This is a genomic window from Psychrobacillus sp. FSL W7-1493 (assembly GCF_038004905.1).
In the GTDB taxonomy this organism is placed as follows: domain Bacteria; phylum Bacillota; class Bacilli; order Bacillales_A; family Planococcaceae; genus Psychrobacillus.
This window is the reverse complement of sequence record NZ_JBBOSB010000001.1, coordinates 3,469,127-3,489,276: the sequence shown is the minus strand read 5'-3', so window position 1 is coordinate 3,489,276 and position 20,150 is coordinate 3,469,127. Positions and strand designations below refer to the sequence as shown.

At 37.4% G+C, this 20,150-nt stretch carries 19 protein-coding genes and 1 riboswitch; of the genes, 12 read left to right on the top strand and 7 right to left on the bottom strand.

From position 1 onward, the window contains the following. The first annotated feature begins 85 nt into the window (after positions 1–85). Genes MKX96_RS17260 through MKX96_RS17250 form a run of 3 tightly spaced genes read left to right on the top strand, consistent with a single transcriptional unit; the run spans position 86 to position 1,181 of the window. Positions 86–286 (top strand): helix-turn-helix transcriptional regulator, encoded by a 201-nt coding sequence (locus MKX96_RS17260; protein ID WP_340886094.1) that lies wholly within the window; start codon positions 86–88, stop codon positions 284–286. Continuing rightward, positions 286–984 (top strand): DUF3169 family protein, encoded by a 699-nt coding sequence (locus tag MKX96_RS17255; RefSeq protein WP_340885755.1) that lies wholly within the window; start codon positions 286–288, stop codon positions 982–984. Before MKX96_RS17260 ends, MKX96_RS17255 begins: the two co-directional genes overlap by 1 nt. Positions 985–998: 14 nt before the next feature. Then, on the top strand, positions 999–1,181 hold the full coding sequence (locus tag MKX96_RS17250; RefSeq protein ID WP_251553534.1) for a DUF6019 family protein: 183 nt from the start codon (positions 999–1,001) through the stop codon (positions 1,179–1,181). Positions 1,182–1,319: 138 nt separating this feature from the next. Here the strand turns inward: MKX96_RS17250 and MKX96_RS17245 are convergent, their stop codons facing one another. The 3 genes from MKX96_RS17245 to MKX96_RS17235 all read right to left on the bottom strand — a co-directional run bounded on the left by MKX96_RS17245 (position 1,320) and on the right by MKX96_RS17235 (position 4,853). Further along, the gene (locus MKX96_RS17245) at positions 1,320–1,619 is read right to left on the bottom strand and encodes a hypothetical protein (protein WP_340885752.1); all 300 of its coding nucleotides are present in this window, start codon (positions 1,617–1,619) and stop codon (positions 1,320–1,322) included. 100 nt (positions 1,620–1,719) lie between these two features. Next, positions 1,720–2,826, bottom strand: a complete 1,107-nt coding sequence (locus MKX96_RS17240) for a 5-methyltetrahydropteroyltriglutamate--homocysteine S-methyltransferase (protein WP_340885750.1) — start codon at positions 2,824–2,826, stop codon at positions 1,720–1,722. A 115-nt stretch (positions 2,827–2,941) separates the two neighbouring features. Beyond that, positions 2,942–3,044: riboswitch (SAM riboswitch) on the bottom strand. Positions 3,045–3,116: 72 nt separating this feature from the next. Continuing rightward, positions 3,117–4,853 (bottom strand): ABC transporter ATP-binding protein, encoded by a 1,737-nt coding sequence (locus MKX96_RS17235; protein WP_340885748.1) that lies wholly within the window; start codon positions 4,851–4,853, stop codon positions 3,117–3,119. Between the two features lie 241 nt (positions 4,854–5,094). Between MKX96_RS17235 and MKX96_RS17230 the strand changes: the two genes are divergently transcribed. Genes MKX96_RS17230 through MKX96_RS17220 form a run of 3 tightly spaced genes read left to right on the top strand, consistent with a single transcriptional unit; the run spans position 5,095 to position 9,867 of the window. Further along, positions 5,095–6,519, top strand: coding sequence for an ABC transporter permease (locus tag MKX96_RS17230; RefSeq protein ID WP_340885746.1), 1,425 nt, complete (start codon positions 5,095–5,097; stop codon positions 6,517–6,519). Between the two features lie 15 nt (positions 6,520–6,534). Continuing rightward, the gene (locus MKX96_RS17225) at positions 6,535–8,025 is read left to right on the top strand and encodes an ABC transporter permease (RefSeq protein WP_340885744.1); all 1,491 of its coding nucleotides are present in this window, start codon (positions 6,535–6,537) and stop codon (positions 8,023–8,025) included. Between the two features lie 27 nt (positions 8,026–8,052). Beyond that, positions 8,053–9,867: an ABC transporter substrate-binding protein gene (locus MKX96_RS17220; protein ID WP_340885742.1), complete on the top strand. Its 1,815-nt coding sequence runs from the start codon at positions 8,053–8,055 to the stop codon at positions 9,865–9,867. 870 nt (positions 9,868–10,737) lie between these two features. On the opposite strand, the gene MKX96_RS17215 is transcribed toward MKX96_RS17220, so the two are convergent. Both MKX96_RS17215 and MKX96_RS17210 read right to left on the bottom strand, forming a co-directional pair. Beyond that, on the bottom strand, positions 10,738–10,920 hold the full coding sequence (locus MKX96_RS17215) for a hypothetical protein (RefSeq protein WP_340885739.1): 183 nt from the start codon (positions 10,918–10,920) through the stop codon (positions 10,738–10,740). A gap of 35 nt (positions 10,921–10,955) precedes the next feature. Next, a complete protein-coding gene (locus MKX96_RS17210; RefSeq protein WP_340885737.1) occupies positions 10,956–11,078 on the bottom strand; it encodes a hypothetical protein in 123 nt (40 codons plus the stop codon). A gap of 773 nt (positions 11,079–11,851) precedes the next feature. Here MKX96_RS17210 and MKX96_RS17205 point away from each other — a divergent pair. Both MKX96_RS17205 and MKX96_RS17200 read left to right on the top strand, forming a co-directional pair. Further along, positions 11,852–12,367, top strand: coding sequence for a sigma-70 family RNA polymerase sigma factor (locus MKX96_RS17205; protein ID WP_340885735.1), 516 nt, complete (start codon positions 11,852–11,854; stop codon positions 12,365–12,367). Then, entirely contained in the window at positions 12,360–13,514 is a 1,155-nt protein-coding gene (locus tag MKX96_RS17200) for a hypothetical protein (protein ID WP_340885732.1), read from the top strand. Before MKX96_RS17205 ends, MKX96_RS17200 begins: the two co-directional genes overlap by 8 nt. Positions 13,515–13,664: 150 nt before the next feature. Here MKX96_RS17200 and MKX96_RS17195 read toward each other — a convergent pair whose 3' ends face one another. Together MKX96_RS17195 and MKX96_RS17190 are read right to left on the bottom strand one after the other, a co-directional pair. After that, complete coding sequence (locus tag MKX96_RS17195) at positions 13,665–13,865, bottom strand: C4-dicarboxylate ABC transporter (protein ID WP_169359023.1); 201 nt, start codon at positions 13,863–13,865, stop codon at positions 13,665–13,667. A gap of 273 nt (positions 13,866–14,138) precedes the next feature. Further along, the gene (locus MKX96_RS17190; RefSeq protein WP_340885729.1) at positions 14,139–14,936 is read right to left on the bottom strand and encodes a TIGR00266 family protein; all 798 of its coding nucleotides are present in this window, start codon (positions 14,934–14,936) and stop codon (positions 14,139–14,141) included. A 276-nt stretch (positions 14,937–15,212) separates the two neighbouring features. Between MKX96_RS17190 and MKX96_RS17185 the strand changes: the two genes are divergently transcribed. The 4 genes from MKX96_RS17185 (at position 15,213) to MKX96_RS17170 (ending at position 20,016) form a co-directional block, all read left to right on the top strand. After that, on the top strand, positions 15,213–16,688 hold the full coding sequence (locus tag MKX96_RS17185) for an aldehyde dehydrogenase family protein (protein WP_340885727.1): 1,476 nt from the start codon (positions 15,213–15,215) through the stop codon (positions 16,686–16,688). Positions 16,689–16,701: 13 nt separating this feature from the next. Next, the gene (locus MKX96_RS17180) at positions 16,702–17,865 is read left to right on the top strand and encodes a saccharopine dehydrogenase family protein (protein ID WP_340885725.1); all 1,164 of its coding nucleotides are present in this window, start codon (positions 16,702–16,704) and stop codon (positions 17,863–17,865) included. Next, positions 17,862–19,055 (top strand): acyl-CoA dehydrogenase family protein, encoded by a 1,194-nt coding sequence (locus tag MKX96_RS17175; RefSeq protein WP_340885722.1) that lies wholly within the window; start codon positions 17,862–17,864, stop codon positions 19,053–19,055. Before MKX96_RS17180 ends, MKX96_RS17175 begins: the two co-directional genes overlap by 4 nt. 184 nt (positions 19,056–19,239) lie before the next feature. Then, a complete protein-coding gene (locus MKX96_RS17170; protein WP_340885719.1) occupies positions 19,240–20,016 on the top strand; it encodes a DUF7683 domain-containing protein in 777 nt (258 codons plus the stop codon). Positions 20,017–20,150 lie beyond the last annotated feature (134 nt).

The window sequence follows — 20,150 nt, the reverse complement described above, 5'->3', positions numbered from 1 at the left end:
ATGACATTTTTTATAGTCATTTTGACAATTATAGTTGTCAAAATGACTATAATTGTATATATTGGAAAAGAGGAGGCGGGTAATGGTGAAAAGTCGTTTAAAGGAGTTAAGAGCAAGAGATGGACTCAATCAGACAGAACTAGCCAAGTTAGCTAAAATTTCTAGGCAAACTATTAGCTTAATAGAACGAGAAGAATATATGCCTTCTATATTAATAGCGGTTCGTATAGCTAGAATTTTTAATGACCCTGTAGAAAATGTCTTTTTAATAGGGGAGGAAGAATAATGAAAAAGGTGTTCACAACAATTGTTAGTTTACTGCTTGGAGGGGTAGCTGGTTTTACGATTACTTTTGCTATCATGATGGGTAAAGATGAGGTTCGAGAAGCATGGGACGATCCTGTAAATCTGATTTTATATATTGTTTTGGCTATGATCCTAACTCTTTTAGTAATCAGTCTTGTGTTTATAGGGAAGATAAAAACAGTGAATTCCCAAACATTTGAAGGGGAACAAGAGGATTTAATGGAAGAGTACAAATACAAAAAGGTCGCTGATTTGGGCATAGCTGCTAATATTTCTCAAGTCTTGTCTATATTAGCGGTTGCAGTTTCTATTCTAATGACAAACAATACAATTTTACAAATTGGTTTTATATTTTTGTTCTTAGCTAGCTGGATAACCCCAATGTTTAGTGCAAATTTTATAAAGACAAGTTATCCAGAAAGAAACCTTCCGAGCATCCATTCAAAGGATTATGAGCAACGGCTGATGGACTCTATGGATGATGGGGAGAAGTACGTGACTTTACAAGGACTTTATAAATCGCATCAATTATTCAACCTGTTTATGCTCACTGGTATTATTTTAGCTGTTGCATTTTCTTACTTTAGCGAGCAATCTCAAATTTTTTCTATAGCAGTAATGTGCTTAGTCTTACTGGTAGTGAACACAAGCTATTTAGTAGTTGTACGCAATAAATAAGGGGGATTTTAAAAATGACTACGGGACAATTGCTTTTATGGATAATAGGTTTATCTATACTTTTATACTTTATTATCAAGTGGGGAGTAAAAAATGGGATTAATGAGTCTATGTTAGTCTCAGAGGAAGCTAGAAGGAAATATCGACAAGAGCAAGAAGACAAGGTGCAAAGGTCCATAGACGATTTAAAGAACTAAGATTTCGTATTTCGGTAAGCCACCACTACAGAAATCCAATCAGCTATGATGGCTTATCTGTAATACTTGCTCGCTGTTTGTTTAGTATAATAAAAACTGATACCTGTCTTTAAAATAAGACAAGTATCAGCAACTTAGTTATCCTGCATGGGACCATGTAGTAGGGGTTCCTGCTTTTGGGCAGTTTGGAAAAGTGGAGCCAGCCTCCAGAAAAGCTTCATCTCCATCTTCATCCACATAGCGACCAGATGTAAATACTTCCTGCCCTGAGCTATGGGTATGACTTTCAGAGCGTTTCCAATAAGTAACTACTTCTGTATCGGGGCAAGAAGGGAATTTCGAACCCTTTTCTAAGGTTCTAGTTGTACCAGACTCACACGTATAATTACCGGTTTCTTCTACGACATCATCTGTTGTATATTCATAAACTTTACTCATCATACATTCCTCCTATATAGAACTGATATCTTATTTAAATAGATACCCTAACAGGCAAATGTAAAAACATTTCTACTTACTTTATCCACATGTGGGTAAGTCAGTTCCAAACATCCTTTGCTATTTGGACTACATGGCGAATTTTTGCCCATTGTTCCTCTTCAGTTAATATGTTTCCTTCCTCTGTAGAAGAAAATCCACATTGAGGACTCAAGCAAAGCTGTTCTTTTGGTACATATTTAGTAGCTTCTTCGATGCGAGCTTTAACTAATTCTTCTTCCTCTAGGTCCCCATGCTTAGAGGTGATCAGCCCTAGGACAATATTTAAATCCTTTCTATTAACATGTCGTAAAGGCTCAAAACCACCAGAGCGCTCATCGTCAAATTCTAAAAATAAACCATCCACATTTAATCCACCGAATATAGTTTCTGAAACTAACTCATAGCTTCCGCTTGTGATATAAGTGGATCGGAAATTTCCCCGACAAATATGCATGGTCACTAGCATATCAGCTGGTCTTTTAGAAATAGACTCATTAATAGCCATTGCAGAAAGGGATAAGGCTTGCTCAAGCGATAACCCCCTGTCCTTTAAGGAAACGAGGCCTTCCTCGGAAAAGGAGGTAGCCCATGAAGTATCATCAATTTGAAGATAACGACAGCCCTCATCGTAAATTGCTTGAATAAAGCCTTGATAAGCTGTGATTAAGTCAGAAAATAATTCCTCATCATTGTTGTAAACCCCTTCCTCAAAGGCTGCTCGATAATAAAGCATGTTCGGACTAGGGATAGTAAATTTTACAACAGCATCCCCAGCTGCTTCTTTTAAAAACTTGAAATGCTCAATCATGTAGTGGGTACTAAAGCCAATTTTTCCTGTCACCTTAATACCATGAGCTTTTGTTTGCACCCCTTTAAAGGAGAGTCCTTGATCGGTTTCATAAAATTCCACGCCATCAAGTCCGCTTAAAAAATCGAAATGCCACCATTTTCGACGAAACTCTCCGTCTGTAACTGAAAGTAGTCCAGCTTCCTTCTGTTTTTCTACGAGTTTAATAATTTCTTCATTTTCAATTTGAGTGAGTTGTTCTAAGGATATCTCTTTTTGTTCAAATTGAGCCCTTGCTTGCTTTAAACGTTCCGGTCTCAGGAAGCTTCCCACATGATCTGCTTTGAAAGGTGCTTTTACAAGTAATTGATTTGTCATATTAAATTCCTACCTTCTATTTATATTATGTTGCTAGTAATCCTGACTATAAAATCAAATAAAAAGAGGGCTCGCTTCATAAGAAGAGAGCCCTCAATATATATTGAAGTCATTCTTCTTATCTTCAAGACTTAATGTCTATTGGATTTAGCACCACACCTAAAAGGCTGGTTGCTGAGACATCATAGGGCCAATCCCTCCGTCTCTCTTGATAAGAAATAAAATATTAAATTGTCTAAATATAATAAAAATAAGTTTAACATGGGTTTTAAACTATTTCAAGGGTTACCTTACTTAGGGATAGCTACCCAGTGACCGTTAGAAACCTCTACAAGCTCAGAATTCTTTAATTGATACTTGTCAGTAACATTAGACTCTTCCATGAGCACACGCTTTTTCTTGGCCTCTACTTTTGGGTCAGGGATTGGGATGGCTGCTAAGAGAGACTTAGTGTACGGGTGCTGTGGATTAGTATAAAGCTCCTCACTTTCTGCTAGCTCTACAATTTTTCCAGAATACATGACAGCAACACGATCACTTATATGTTTTACCATGGACAGGTCATGTGCGATAAATAAGTATGTCAGGCCTAGTCTGTGCTGTAAATCCTCCAGGAGCTCTACAATCTGTGCTTGTATAGAAACATCTAAAGCCGATAGAGGTTCGTCACAGACGATAAAATCTGGCTCAACCGCAAGTGCACGAGCGATACCTATACGTTGTCGCTGTCCTCCAGAAAACTCATGTGGATAACGTAATGCATGCGAGGGGTCTAAGCCTACCAATACTAGTAATTCCTCTACTCGTTTCTTTCTTTCCTCTGCATTTTTGCTTAGACGATGAATATCTAACGCCTGCCCAATAATGTCTAGTACCTTTAATCGAGGATTTAAGGAAGAATAAGGGTCCTGGAAGATGATCTGCATATGCCGACGCATCGTTTTGAGCTCATTTTTACTTAAACGATTAATGGCCATCCCTTGATATAGCACATCTCCATCTGTAGGCTCGTGTAATCGAAGAATCGCTCGACCGGTTGTAGATTTACCTGAGCCCGATTCTCCTACAAGACCAAGAGTTTCTCCGGGCTTTATAAAGAAGCTAATATCGTCGACCGCTTTTAAGACATTCCCGCGACTTACTTGAAAATGCTGTTTTAAAGATTTAACTTCTAGCAGCGGCTTTCCATTTTCTAATCCAATAGAACGAAGAGGAGGTTTCTTCGGCTTTTTCTTCTCGTCTAAACGAGGCAAGGCATTTAATAGTTTTTTCGTATAGTCATGCTTTGGGTTAGCAAAAATTTCTTCAGTAGTTCCTGTTTCAACGATTTCTCCATTTTTCATCACTGCTACCCGGTCACACATTCCAGCGACAACTCCAAGGTCATGAGTGATTAAAATAATAGAGGTCCCAAAGCGCTTCTGCATATCCTTCATTAAATTTAATATTTGAGCTTGAATGGTCACGTCTAACGCAGTAGTTGGCTCATCTGCTATAAGTAGCGTGGGCTTACACGCTAAAGCAATGGCAATCATAACTCTTTGACGCATACCGCCAGAAAACTCATGCGGATATTGGTTATAACGTTCTTCACTATTTTTAATTCCTACAAGCTTGAGTAGCTCAATTGCTTGTGCCTTTCCCTCTTTTTTCGAGAGCTTTTGGTGCTTAATAAGGCTTTCTGCTATTTGAACGCCGATACGAATGGTTGGATTTAAAGAGGTCATCGGATCCTGAAAAATCATACTGATATCTTTTCCTCTAATACCTTCCATTTCCTTCTCTGTTTTTGTGTGAAGTTGGTCCCCTAAAAACTCAATGGAACCATTTTTCATGAAAGAAGGGGGAGAAGGTAAAAGGCGCATAATGGAACGGGCCGTGACGCTTTTTCCACTTCCAGATTCTCCGACTATGCCCAATGTTTCTCCTTTTTTGACTTCAAAACTAACCCCTCGAACAGCCTCAAATTCATTATCATTTGTTAAAAAGGAAATTTGTAAATCCTCTACTTTTAAAATAGTTTCCATGAAAACCACCTATCTGAATGAAATCTTCGTATTGTTTATAATTCATGCTCTGTTGTTAGAGAGCGTATATTTAAAGTAATATGAGCGGTTTCTACAAAAAAGAAGACTAAACACGCACATTAGTGGCGCATTTAACCCTACTCTAAATAGACTAAATAATTTGCGTTGACTTAATGGTAGTTCGAATCTATACTATACTATACCACTCGGATTTATACAATATAGAGAGGGGGTATTTAGTATGGGAAGAAAATTTTCTTCCAACGCATTTAGTTTTACCTACGGAAGACTACAACATCATTCCTTCTATAGTATTTTGTTATTTTTACTTGGTTTGCCGGTTCATATAATTACTTTTATACTCTTTTATTTAAAAAAACAGAAGGATCCTCATTCTTCCTTAAAAAGCGATTTAAAGTCTGCATTTGAGGCAAGGGGAGTACGAGAGGAACTGTACAAAGAGTATAAGGAACAATATGAACGAAAGCATACCTTTTTTAATGAAAAAATTAATAAAGAAAAAATGACGGCGGAAGTAAATAAACTAGTAGAAGATCGAATAGAAAAGCTTGTATCTACTGAAATGGAAGAAATACATCAGTTAAAAGGCACGAAGCCTCTTACTTATACATCCTATTTTCAAAGTATGTTAGAAAATACAACATTTCTCATTATTTCATTTATACCAGGCTTATTGATGTACCTTTTGTTAGGTATATATAGTAATGCGTTCAGTAAATTTATTTTTGAGAGACTTATTATGAGTATCTTTGTGATAACGGGTGTTTCCATTCTAGTATTTACTATTTTATACCTGTCACCATTTGATCCAGCTGCCAATCTTTTAGGGGAAAGTGCAACGAAGGATCAGATTGCTGCATTCAACCAAATGCACGGGTTAGACTTACCTTATTTACATCAGTTATGGAACTCTGTAAAAGGCATCGTAACATTTGATTTAGGAGCATCCTTTACAGGAAATGAAGATGTCGCAACAAGTATTGCAAACAAGTTTCCAGTTACGCTAATGATTGCTATCTTATCTTTAGTGATGGCCGTAGTAATTGCGATACCAGTAGGAATTATATCTGCAACAAGACAAAACTCTTTCTTAGATTATTCATTTATGTTCATTGCTTTGATCGGCTTGTCCATCCCCAACTTTTGGCAGGGACTTATCTTTATCTTGAACTTTTCTATTAAGCTACAATGGCTTCCAGCAACCTATAGTCCTCAAAACTATTTGTCCATTATTATGCCTGTAGTTGTGCTCGGAACAGGCCTTACTGCTTCGGTAGCGAGAATGACACGTTCATCCGTTTTAGAAATTATAAATGAGGATTATATAATTACCGCAAAAGCGAAAGGCTTAAACCAACGCCAAGTACTTTGGAAGCATGCAATAGGAAATGCAATGATTCCAATCATTACGGTTATTGGTCTACTGTTTGGCGGAATGCTAGGTGGAGCAGCTGTTACAGAGAAAGTATTCAATATTAGTGGTATTGGGAGTTATATTGTCGATAAACAGTTTATCCCCGATATCCCAGCCATTATGGGTGGAGTTATTTATATTGCAATAACCATTTCCTTAGTGAACGTGCTCATCGACATTTTATATGCATTTTTTGATCCACGTATAAAATCTAAGATGAAGCAACTGTAAGAAGTAGGTGTAAAAGTGGTATCTAAAAAACAACATGCACTAAAGCTGTCACGAGAATATACTCAGGCAAACTTTGCTGGAGTATTATCTCTTCTACTGACAATAGTTTTATTGTTTAATAGCTTTAATTTTGACATGGGTACGTTAAAGCCAATTGCTAGTAGTATTTTAGCTATATATGCATTTTTTACAGCGTTTCAGTATTTTATAATCTGGAGAATGAAACGAGAGCTTTTGAGTTTAGGGCATTTAAAAAATGCTACTAGAAGGCTTGGCTATGTCCAAGTAACCGCTCTATTAACTGGTAATATCTTCATAGCATCATTCGGTTTTAATTTGATCAAGGAGAAGAAAACACCAGAATACACATTCAGCATTTGGATGATTTTCACCCAGCTTTTTATTCTAGTTATTTCTGCATTGAATCTCTTTAAACCATATGTGTCGGACACTTTTTTACCCGCAATGGGTGCTTTACTCGTCATTTTAATAATCCAAGTGTTTACTTTGGTGGCTGTAGCTAGGTATGTCAGTGATGAAGGTGCGCCTGGGTGGATGCAGGGCTTAGCGATTGTATTAATTATCACTTCGTTGACAGGTAATATTTTCAACTTACTGCTTGGCGTTAGCTTAATCATTAAAACGCGTAGTAACAGTCTGTCACGAATAGTGAAGTGGAACACAATGTGGGATAAAATCACTCGTAATTCTACAGCTATACTGGGAATGTTCTTTATCGTTCTTATGTTCGCGTTATCTGTCTCTAGCCGTTTTACTTTTGACTATGATATGGCAGTAGAGAATAACTATGAGGCACTGCTTCAGTCGCCAAGCCTGGAATACCCGTTCGGTACAGATAATTATGGCAGAGATGTATTTTCTCGAATTATCTTCGGGGCGAGAATTTCTCTAATTGTAGGCTTTGCTTCTACGTTAATACCATTCATAGTGGGAGGGGCATTAGGAGCATTGGCTGGATATTACAGCAAACGTACAGATAACATCATTATGCGTTTGCTTGATATTTTGTACGCAATTCCAGGGATATTACTTGCCATTGCAATTATTGCAGCATTCGGAGCAAATACTACGAATCTTATACTAGCTTTGAGTGTTGGTTCTATTCCGACATATGCTCGAACAATGCGAGCGAATGTGATGATGGTCTCGAATTACGAATATGTAGATTCTGCCCGGGCTTTAGGGGCTTCCAATCTATCGATCATCTTTAAGCAAATTGTTCCAAATTCCCTTGCACCTATGATTGTCAAAGCTACACTTACAATAGGTACAGCAGTAATTGCAACGAGTAGCTTGAGCTTCTTAGGTCTTGGAGTAGAGCCACATATACCTGAATGGGGCAATATTTTAAAAATAGGTAGTACTTATTTAGAGTCTAATTCCTATTTGGCGATTATACCTGGCCTTGCAATTATAGGTCTCGTATTATCTTTTAACTTTTTAGGCGATGGACTTAGAGATGCATTTGATCCGAGAATGGATTAAAGCAAGCTCAACAAGGAGGAAAATGTAATGAAGAATACAAAAGGATTATTAGCTTTATTGTTAACGCTAGTTTTAATATTGGCAGGTTGTGTAAACACAAAATCAGACGTAGATAAAGCAACAGACAAATCTGATTCTAAAACAGAGCAGGGTAAGGTAGTAATTGAGCTGTTAGGGATGAGCACTGGGGAAGCGGACATGAATATTGTACGTGACCAGTTAATCAAAAATGGCTTCGATGTGAAATTAAATATTCAACCAGACTACGGTAGCTTCACTGCGCAAAAAGATGCAGGAAACTATGATTTAGCTTTATCTAGCTGGACGACTGTAACGGGTAACCCTGACTATGCAGTACGTGCGCTTTTCAAAACAGACGGTGATAACAGCATTATGTCTGACAAGAAAATAGATGAGCTAATCGAAGAGGCTAGCACAGAAACACCAGAAGAATACACAAAAACTTATAAAGAATTCGAGGATCTTCTCGTCTTAGAAAAAGCTTATATTGCACCGTTATATAATTCTTTTAAAGCGCAAGGAGTAAATAAAGAAGTATTGAATGCGGATACTGTGAGATTGGCTAAATCTCGTGCAATCGCATGGGAAACAATTGACTTTGTAGATGCTTCTAAACGAGATTCTGCACCACTGATCATGCAACAGGGAATCGCATCCTTAACCTCATTAGATCCTATAAAAGGAAATGACGGTTCTATTAATACACTAAATACAAATATGTACGTTCGTTTAGTTAACTTAACAGACGATGATAAAGTAGTTTCTGACGGTTCTCTTTCACTGAACCATGCAATCGCAGATGGCAATAAAGATTATTACTTCTTACTAAGAGATGATATTAACTTTGCGGCAGTAACAGATAAAAAAGCAGTAGATACTGGAGAACGTGTAGGGGCAGAGGATGTAGTATTCTCGATGAACCGTGCAAAAGACAGTAAATCTGTTCCAGATCATCGCACATTTAGCTTACACGAAAGCATGGAAAACATTGAAATTGTATCAGATCTTTCAGAGCTTGATGTGAAGCAATCAGGCAGTGATACTACGGTGAAGGAAGCTTTAGAAAATAATGTTGATACAGCAATTTCAGAGCTAGTGACAGATAAAACACAAGCAGATGCAGCTAAAGGAAAGTACCAAGTAGTTAAAATTACAACGACTAATCCATTCCCACAAGTTTTAAATTATTTGGCTCATCAATCTGCAGGGATTGTGTCTAAAAAACAAGTGGAGAGCATCAACACTTACGATGTTGCTACCTTCGATGTAAACAAAGATATTCCTTACGGAGATCAAAATACAGTAACAGAAGGTGCTGCTTATAACAATACGTTATATGCTAGTGGGCCTTACATCTTATCCCACAAAAATGATTATGAGGCAGTATTCGTAAAAAACCCTGCTTATATGCCAGGAACTGAAAACGAGCCGAAGATCGCAAACGTAACCGTTCGTTTCATTGCAGATGCGGATAGCGCGCTATCGGCTCTTCGCAACGGAGAGATTCATATATTTAATGGAGTTCCTGAAACAAAATACAAATTAGTTGAAGATGATAGCAAGCTAACTCTTCAGAAAAACGATAGTAATGCTGTATCTTATCTATTATTTAATACAAAAGGACGTAAAGTATCAGACAGCGAATCTTTACGTAAAGCGATTCTGTACTCGATCAACCAAGATGAAATTATTAACTATTACCAAGGAAACAAGAAAAAAGCAGTATCAACTGTAAGTCCTCTTGTAGAAACGGGTAACGAGCTTAAGGCAGATGCTGCTAAGGTAGATGAGTTCTTAGAGGCTTTTAAAGCTGGCAAATAAAATAATATAAAAGAGGCTGGGACATAACTGGTAAATAAATTAAAAGAAGTGAAATAACAACGTGATTTCACTTCTTTATTTTTTTAAAGGTAACTTATTTTTTTAGGCTATATAAAAAGATAGGGTTGATTTATGAAGCAAATAAATCTTTAAATTAGAACGTAGAATTGATTTCCGCACCAGCCGGACGCTTTCCGCGGGGTGAGCGATAAGCCATCACCCATCGCTTACGCGCGTGGTTGTGATATCTTATCTGTCTCACTCATCCCGCAGGAGTCGCCGTCTGGCGCTCCAATCAATAATGGAAACGGCTTTTATACAGCGATAAAGATCTATAAAATTACTCGCATAAACAAAGCTTGGAAATAGACTCACACCACATTTCATAATCTCTTTATGCTTTTAATAGTTCTTTGAATTATCACTTTTGTAATGTTTACAGTCACTATAAAAAAGAAATTTTTAATCAAAATCAACTAATAGCTTTAACAATGCTTTTTTTAATAAAAAGTTCTCTTTTATGTTTGTTTGGAGAGGAGGCGGCTACTCCTGGGGGAACAGCGCGAGCTGAAAGCCCCGCAGGAGCAAAGCGACGAGGAGATTGAAGCCGTGCCCCCGGAAAGCGTCCGCTGGAACGGAAAACAACAATGCTTTATTTTAAGGGAACTTTTGTCCCAGCCTCTTTTTGTAATTTAATTTTAGTTTTATAGGCTATGTGTTAAAAGTAAAGGTTGGTTTAACAGACAAATTAAAAATGAGCTAGGATATTTTTTCCTGGCTCATTTTACTTTGATTTTGTTTTTGACTAGCGCAGCAGTTAGTTTAGGTGTAGCATTTCAAAAACAAAAACTATCTCATGAAAAATCAACTCTAGCCTTTAACAGAGCCTTTTAAATTTACGCGTGTAAAATAACTCAAGACTCTTTTCAAAAAAGGTTTTTGGATTTTCTTTTTTCTGGATAGGTAGTTATGTCCTAATTTAGATTGTCTTACTTCCTTTTCCAAGTCAGCCATCCGTTGCTTTGCATATTCTATATCATTAATCGTAATCATTATTTTTCTCCTTAAGGAGAAGTCCAATTATATTGTTAAGGTGTGGCTAGCACCATTCCTGTTAGCCACTTTTCACCTAAATAGTGTGTTGGCAACTCCAATTTATTTTTACCTACAAATTTATTAACCTGCTTACCAATCTTTTTTGGTATCATCATTTCTTTTCCTCCTTCATTTATTATTTTACCGATTAAACCAATAGCATCATTTTAGTCGACTGGGGTTTTTCTTTCCCCAACCGTGCTATCCACTTTCGAGAGATCCCTTTTTTAATAACTTTCTTCGCTGTACCATAATCATCATCACCAGCACTCCTTTTCTTATTATTTTGTTTATATATGCAACACGCAATGCGTGAAAACACCAAAGTTTTTAAAAATGCACACAAAAGAGCACACGCTTCTTTACATAAGCGTGTGCTCATAGAAAAAGAACGGCATAACATGCCGTCAGTATTAATTACTTACAAAAAAATAATTAGCGGGTGGGCACGAAATCACTATACGATTATGTTTTGAAGTTTTAAATGTAGTCATTTTCCGTACCTCCATTTCTAATTTAAATATCTAACTACTAGAGGATATCATTGTTTATTTCTGAATGTCAACATATTTCTGAATATTATGTGTTGATTTTAGGATATCAGCCTCCAAAGCTAAGTGACTTCACATCCCAATTTGTTGCTGATTATTTTTTCTACTAATATTCACCGATTAAATCCTATTTTTTTTTCACATAGGATAAGCTATATTTTGTCTTATATGATACATGGGCATTACGGAGACTAACATTAAAGCATTTTACCCTATTTAAAATATATAAGCTTACAAAGAACAACGAGTCCTCTTCGGCTATTTAAAATATTTTAAGAAAAATCCAAACTTTAAGGGGTTGAGAATCGTTTACTATTTAGGGAAAGGAGTTTGTGATTTTGTTAACTGTTCATGACTTAAAAGAATTAATGTTTCAATATACGGAGCCATTAATACGCTTAGCTTATGGTTATGTGAAGGATATTCAGATGGCAGAGGATATTGTGCAGGAAGTATTTATAAAGTTTTACCATCAGAATAATTATGAAGAGCGTGGGGAGCTTAAGGCTTATTTAATGCAAATGACTGTTAACAAAAGCAAAGATTATTTAAAAAGCTGGGCCTATAGAAAAGTTCTTTTACAGAATACGCTTTTCCCAACAGCCGGGAAACATAGTGTGGATGAATTTGTAAAAAAAGATGAAAAATCTATTATTGGAGACGCAATACTTGAACTGCCATTAAGACAGCGAGAGGTTCTCCTCTATTTTTATTTTAATGAAATGACCATTTCAGAAATTGCCCGTTTTTTATCTATTCCTGAAAGTACCGTAAAAACTCGAATAAGTCGAGGGAGAGAGCTATTAAAAAATAAACTGAAAGGAATAGAATGGGAGGCGCTATTAAATGAATAAATATATCCCAAATAAAATCCAAGACTTAACCGACAGTAAACAACGGGTGATGCAAAATGTAGTAAATGAGATTGAAAACAACTCCAAACGACCAAAACATCAATGGCGATTTGTTGCGGTTTCTTTTGTTTTACTAGTGAGTATAATACTTTTTTTCTTTAACATTGAAAATGAACTACCATCAAACAAACTACAGGCTACATCAGAGCAACGTTTTGATTTAACAAAGCCTTCATTCATAGAGGAACGAGGAATCCTTTATCTACAGGGGGTAACGTTAGGTGACTCACAGGATCAAGTTATAGAAGACTTAGGAGAAAATTACACAATCGTACAAGAGGATGATAGTGAAGCCGACCTCATCATGGACTATGGCGGTCAGTCCAGATTCTACTTCGATGATGATAAATTGAATTCAGTAGTTTTCATGAATGTAGATGATAATTATTTCAACGAATTATTTAAAAACTACGATGGATTCAAATTTTTCACTTCCATCTATACAGACTATGATGGTCATTATTTCTACTCGAATGAAACTAATCAAGTATTAAAAGCCTTCACAGACTCTACTGATGGAAATCTTCAATTATCTTTGTCTGAATACGATTCGAATTTCTTTGTAAACGCGGAATATCTATATAAGACGCAACAGAAACTTGATAATCAACAGCATTCTCCATCTAGCTTCCATAGTGATTTAGTCAACCCGACGTTTTCAGAGGAGCAGGGGCACCTTTACCTTAATGGAGTAACATTGGGTGACTCATCATCAAAAGTACTTGAACGCTTTGGTAATAATTATCTAATCGGTCAAGTGGATGGAGATGGCTCCGACTTCGTTTTAAATTATGATAAGCAAGCGTGCTTTTCTTTTTACGAAGATAAACTACTATCAGTAGTACTCACAAAAGTTGATAAAGACTACTTTGATCAATTATTTAATGACTATGAAGGATTTAAATTTGTTTCTGCTTCTAGTGAAGACGATAAGAATCGTTTTATCTACTCGAAAAAGACGAATAACATAATAAAAGCAACAACACAAACCCCTAACCAGGAGCTACATCTCTATCTATCCAATGCTGATCCTAACATCTTTGAAAACCCAAATTTTCTTGAAGCGATGGAACAATACCCAGATTAATTTTTAAACTATAAAGTACAAGGTTAGTTTTGGGCTATTTAGTAACATTCTTACTGGTAACGTATGTAAGTATCCAATTATTCTTGCATATAAAAAAGGCACCTGGTTTGACAAGTCGGGTGCCTTTTTCCAAAGATTATCTACATTAGCCTAAAAGAAAAAATAAAGTATGAGCACAATTACACCTAAAATAATGGAAAGCCATCCTACAATAAGTTGCTTGTAGTGATACAATGCTACGAATCCTAAAACAATTGCAGCTAAGCCTAGCCAAATTGGGTAGAAGAAAAAGCCTACAATTGCTAGCACGATACCAAGAAGCCCTATCCATAATCCTGCGTTATTAACCATTTTATACCCTCCTTATCATGTCGTGTTATGAGAACGAATTACACAGCTGTTCTTATAAACTAGTATATGAAGGGGGATACTAAGACTGTTGAGCAATATGCTAGGGGTCTTTCTAGTAAGAACATTAAATAGGTATAGCGATGGAGCCGTGCCTGTAAAAGGTATAGCAAGTTTAATATTAAATCGACGAGTTTTCTAGTTTTTTGGATAAAAAAAAGAAATGAAGACAAATTTATTTTAGTTTGTCTTCAGTCCATAAGAGATAGACTTCTATTATTTCCCGCCTAAAAGGTCAAAAAGTCCACCAGTTATGCTTCCTTCACCTTTAGATCCTCCACCTGGAGTTTGGGGAGCAGCAGCAAACACTCGACTCGCTAAACGGCTAAATGGAAGGGATTGAATCCACACTGTTCCAGGGCCACGAAGAGTAGCGAAGAATAATCCTTCACCACCAAATAGAGCTGTTTTAACTCCTTTAACCATCTCAATGTTATAGTCAACATCTGAAGTCATAGCTACTAGGCAACCCGTGTCCACTCGTAATACTTCCCCAGGTCGTAAAACTTTTTGGTGTATCGTTCCGCCAGCATGAACAAATGCTAGACCGTCCCCTTCGAGCTTTTGCATGATGAATCCTTCACCGCCAAAGAATCCAGTACCTAACTTTCGTTGGAATTCAACTCCCACGGAGACTCCTTTAGCTGCTGCTAAAAATGCATCCTTTTGGCAAATAATTTTTCCTCTATACTCGCTTAAATCCATTGGGATAATCTTTCCTGGATAAGGGGAGGCAAAGGAAACGTGTTTTTTACCACTACCTACGTTAGTGAAAGTAGTCATAAACAGACTCTCACCTGTTATTAACCGTTTTCCTGCGCCCATTAATTTACCCATAATCCCACCGCCACTATCCCCGGAGCCATCTCCAAAGATAGTTTCCATAGAAATGCCATCCTCCATCATCATTAAGCTGCCAGCCTCAGCTACAACCGTTTCCTGTGGATCCAGTTCAATTTCAACAAACTGCATATCGTCCCCATACAACTTGTAATCTATTTCATGATTATTCATTCTTTTTTCCTCCTCGGTGTAATTAAATAACTATACGAATGATAAAATAAAAGGTTCCTGTTTTTTTACAGAGCAATACCTTCATCTACTACTCTCGAAGCACTGATTAGGCTTTTATGCTAGTAATTTCTTGATTTCTTATGTCGTGGTGCTAGTTTTATAAAAGGATTTTATTAAATTTTTCTTAATTTTTAAATTTTTAAAGGGTTTTATTAATAATTATAGAATTTATTATATATGTAAACGTTTTCAATTTTAAGAGAGAGAGGTAAGGATATGAAACTAACTAATTTTATTAATGGAAAGTGGCAAGAAGGAGAGGCTTCCTATACTGCTGTTTTAAATCCCGCAAACGGTGAGCAACTAGCAGAAGTGAGAATGTCTACAAAAGAGGATGTAGACGCTGCAGTAGAGGCTGCAGTGAAGGCACAAAAGAAATGGGCATTAGTTCCGGCTCCAAAACGAGCGGACTACTTATATGAAATTGGCAGACTGATGAAAGAAAGAAAGGAACACCTAGCTCAAGTACTGACAAAAGAGATGGGGAAGGTCATAGAAGAAGGTCGTGGAGAAGTACAGGAAGGAATTGATATGGCCTTTTATATGGCTGGTGAAGGAAGAAGACTTTTCGGAGAAACGACCCCTTCTGAGCTGGCAGACAAATTTGCCATGAGTGTTCGTGCCCCAATAGGTGTTGTAGGACTGATTACACCATGGAATTTCCCTGTGGCTATTGCTACGTGGAAGTCGTTTCCAGCTTTAGTTGCGGGCAATGCATTTATCTGGAAACCTGCTACAGAGACACCAATGATGGCATATGAAATGGCTAAAATATTTGAAGAGGTTGGTCTGCCGAGTGGTGTTGCAAACGTCGTATTTGGTTCAGGATCAGAGGTGGGAACAGCGATGATTGAGCATAAAGATGTAAAAGTTATTTCGTTTACAGGCTCAACAGATACGGGAAGTAAGGTAGCTGAGCTTGGCGGAAAGCACTTAAAGAAGATTTCCTTAGAAATGGGCGGAAAAAATGCCGTCATCGTTATGGAGGACGCAGATTTAAATCTTGCAGTAGACGGAATTCTTTGGAGTGCATTTGGTACAGCTGGACAGCGCTGCACCGCATGTAGTCGAGTGATTGTGCATAAAGATGTGAAGAAGGAACTGGAGAAAATGCTTTTAGAAAGAATGGAGAAGCTGACAATTGGTGATGGAATGGACGAAACAGTCAAGGTTGGTCCAGTTATTAACAAGGCAGCATTAGAGAAAATCCACTCCTACATTCAAATTGGAAAAGAGGAGGGGGCTAACCTTGTTGTAGGTGGTACGATCCTTCAGGATGGTGATTTAGCTAAAGGAAATTACTATGCTCCCACTCTTTTTACAGATGTGAAACCGGATATGAGAATTGCTCAAGAAGAAATCTTTGGCCCGGTTGTTTCATTAATTGAAGTTGAATCATTAGAAGAAGCAATTGAAGTAAACAATGGAGTGAAATTCGGGTTGTCCAGTTCTATTTTCTCTAGAGATATCAATAAAATATTTAGAGCTCAACGAGATTTAGATACGGGGATTGTCTATGTTAATGCTGGAACGACCGGTGCTGAAATACATCTTCCGTTTGGAGGAACAAAGGGTACAGGGAATGGCCACAGAGATTCTGGAGTTGCAGCTCTAGACGTTTATACAGAGTGGAAGAGTATTTATATAGATTACAGTGGGAAGTTACAAAGAGCTCAAATAGACACAGAATAAGGGGGAAGTCGATATGAAGGTAGCTGTATTAGGTGCAGGTTTAATGGGGAAGGAAGCAGCAAGAGATTTAATCTTGAGTCCAAATGTGGAGAAAGTATATTTATGTGATTTGGACGTTGGGCAGGCCAATATGTTTAAGGAAAAAATGCAAAACTCTAAGATTGAGGTTTTAAGGCTAGATGCAAATGACGATGCCAACTTAATAGAAGTGATGAAAAAGGCTGATGTCGTGATCAATGCGCTGTTTTACTCATTCAATGAGAAAGTGGCTAGAACCGCAGTCGAAGTAGGAGTCCACTCTATTGACCTTGGTGGTCATATTGGAGGTGCTACAGATGCTGTGCTTTCGTTAGATGAAAAGGCACAAGCGAAAGGGGTAACGATTATTCCGGATTTAGGAGTCGCTCCCGGGATGATCAATATTCTTGCAGGCTATGGTGCTAGTAAATTAGATGATGTTACAGATATTCACCTATATGTTGGAGGAATACCTGTAGAACCAGAAGGGATATTCAAGTATAATATCGTGTTTTCATTAGAAGGAGTATTTGATCACTATACCGATCCTTCTCATGTAATAAGAAATGGTCAATTAGAGGAAATAGACTCTTTAACAGAGGTTGAGCCAATACAGTTTGAAGGATATGAGGAACTGGAAGCGTTCCATACAGCAGGGGGGACGTCCACTCTAACTAAATCATTTCCTAACGTTCAAACATTAGAATATAAGACAATTCGCTATAAAGGCCATGCAGAGAAATTTAAGCTGTTGGTAGATTTAGGTCTTACGGATAAAAGTAAAACGGTTAACGCTGGAGGAAATATTGTAAACGTTCGGGAAGTATTGAAAGAAGTGCTGACACCGTCTCTTCTCTTAGGAGATAAAGAGGACGCAGTGCTACTAAGAGTTATTGTTAAAGGTGAAAAAGATGGAAATGAAACAATCTACACGTATGAAATGGCAACTCAAAAGGATCCGTTATCTGGCGAAACTGCTATGGCTCGTGCCACTGCAAATACCATTTCAGTTGTTGCACAAATGATTGGCAATGGTGTAATTACAAAACCAGGCGTTTCTACACCGGAGCTAATTGTGCCAGGTGAATTATATATTAAGGAAATGTCTGCTAGAGGCGTTGAGATAAAAGAATATGTAACAAGAGGTGAAACAGTTTGAATTTTGAATTCTCTGAGGAGCAGGTGCTTCTACGAAAAACAGTAAGGCAGTTTGTCGATAGTGAAATTATCCCTCACATTGCAGATTGGGAGGTAAAAGGCTCGTTTGACCCAATTATCTGGGAGAGACTTGCTAGCTTAGGATTAATGGGAGTATGTATTCCAGAGCAGTATGGTGGAAGTGGCATGGACTATAATTCTCTTGCTATTGTTTGTGAAGAGCTAGAAAGAGGAGACACCGCTTTTAGAACGGCTGTCTCCGTTCATACAGGCTTAAACTCCATGACCATACTACAGTGGGGTACTGAGGAGCAAAAGAAAAAATACCTGGAGCCACAAGCTAAGGGAGAAAAAATTGGTGCGTTTGGTCTAACTGAGCCTGGTGCAGGTTCAGATGTGGCAGCGATGTCGACAGTTGCCGTTTCAGATGGAGATCATTATATTTTAAATGGACAAAAGACATGGATTTCTTTATGTGATGCAGCGGATCATTTTATAGTCTTTGCTTATACGGACAAGTCAAAAAAACACCACGGGATCAGTGCATTCATTGTCGAGCGCACAATGCCAGGCTTTTCCTCTAAAGCGATCAAAGGCAAATATGGTATAAAATCGGGTAATACCGGTGAAATTTTCTTTGAAAATATGAAAGTGCCAAAGGAAAATCTATTAGGAGAAGAAGGCGAAGGGTTTAAAATTGCTATGTCGGCTTTAGATAATGGTAGATTTACTGTAGCTGCTGGAGCAGCAGGTCTTTCACTTGCTTGTCTTGAAGCGAGTGTTAAGTATGCAAAAGAGCGTGAAACCTTTGGTAAGGAAATTGGACGGCACCAGCTTGTACAGCAAATGATCGCTAAGATGGAAGCCGGTCTTCAAATGAGTCGCCTGCTAGTTTATCGTGTTGGTGAACTGAAGAATAAAGGGGTCCGTAATACAAGAGAGACATCCTTAGCAAAATGGCAAGCTTGCGATTTCGCGAATAAAGCAGCGGATGATGCAGTTCAAATCCACGGTGCGTATGGTTATTCAGATGAATATCCCGTAGCACGTTACCTAAGGAATTCTAAGGCTCCGGTCATTTATGAAGGAACGAGAGAAATCCATACCGTTATGCAAGCGGAATATGTCCTCGGATATCGAGAAGATAAAAAATTGAACAAAATGCTTCCAAAATGGCCTTTTGAAGAATAACAAAAAAGGGGATTAGGTTATCCTCAACAATATACTATTAAGGCAGACCAATTAGCTATTCACTGGTCTGTCTTTTTGTTGTATATAAGTTTTAGGTTGAAATCCTCTTAAAAATGAATGAAAATTAGCGTTAAGATACAAGTAAGAAAATCATATACACAAGCTAGATGAAGGGGTAGATTGGTTGAGTAATTACATAGATTTTCAGTGGCGAGTCACAAAGTACAACCCTGAATTTAGGGATGAAAATGGTTACTATACGTTAAGGGAGGAATGGACTTGTCCTTCTGAAATGGGAAAGACCATTAACGGAAATGAATTCACTTTGAATGAATATCTCCAAGTTGAGGCCGCTTATATTGATTCAGTAATCAAATTTATAGAGGAAACCAGCATTGATTCATTGCGAATCTTACAGTTAGAATGCACTATTTCAGAAGAAGACAAAACATCTCCTTTATACGAAAAAGAATTTGAAACAATGGTTCTTAAAGAAGATGCACTGGTAAACAAAAATGATATACGCTTAATTTGCAAAATGGTTTTGAGAAATTTTATATGGTGTCAATTATATAGTAAGAACAATTTCTTTGTACATTTTGGTTGGGATTACTATATGTATATTGGGTCCAAAGTAAATTGTCTTTCCGCTATCGAGTTTGCCTCCAACAATGGATTGTTTGTTGAACAATGTGCGTCACCATATTATTTCTCTGAAGAAGATACTACAAGGCAACTTCAATGGAGTGAAATTGACGATGAATCAAAAGTGATTGTCGGTGAAGAGGAACTTAAAAATGTTCCACTAAATGAGTATCAGAGGATTTTTAATTTGACCCAAGAACATCCAGTGATTGGTTCATTTCATTTAAAAAAAGAACAAATGGATTTTTTCCAAACATTCTTAAAGCATAAGATGAATTTTGATAAATATGAGTATAGTTTTTGGGGCGGATATTAAGAAGATTTTGAGACAAAAATCTCCTCCAAATAAAAAACCTCGAAAATTTTACAATCTGGTGAAGTTTTTGAGGCTTCTATTTAAATTCCTGTAGTTGTTTTCCGTTACAGCGGACGCTTTTCGGGGGCACGACT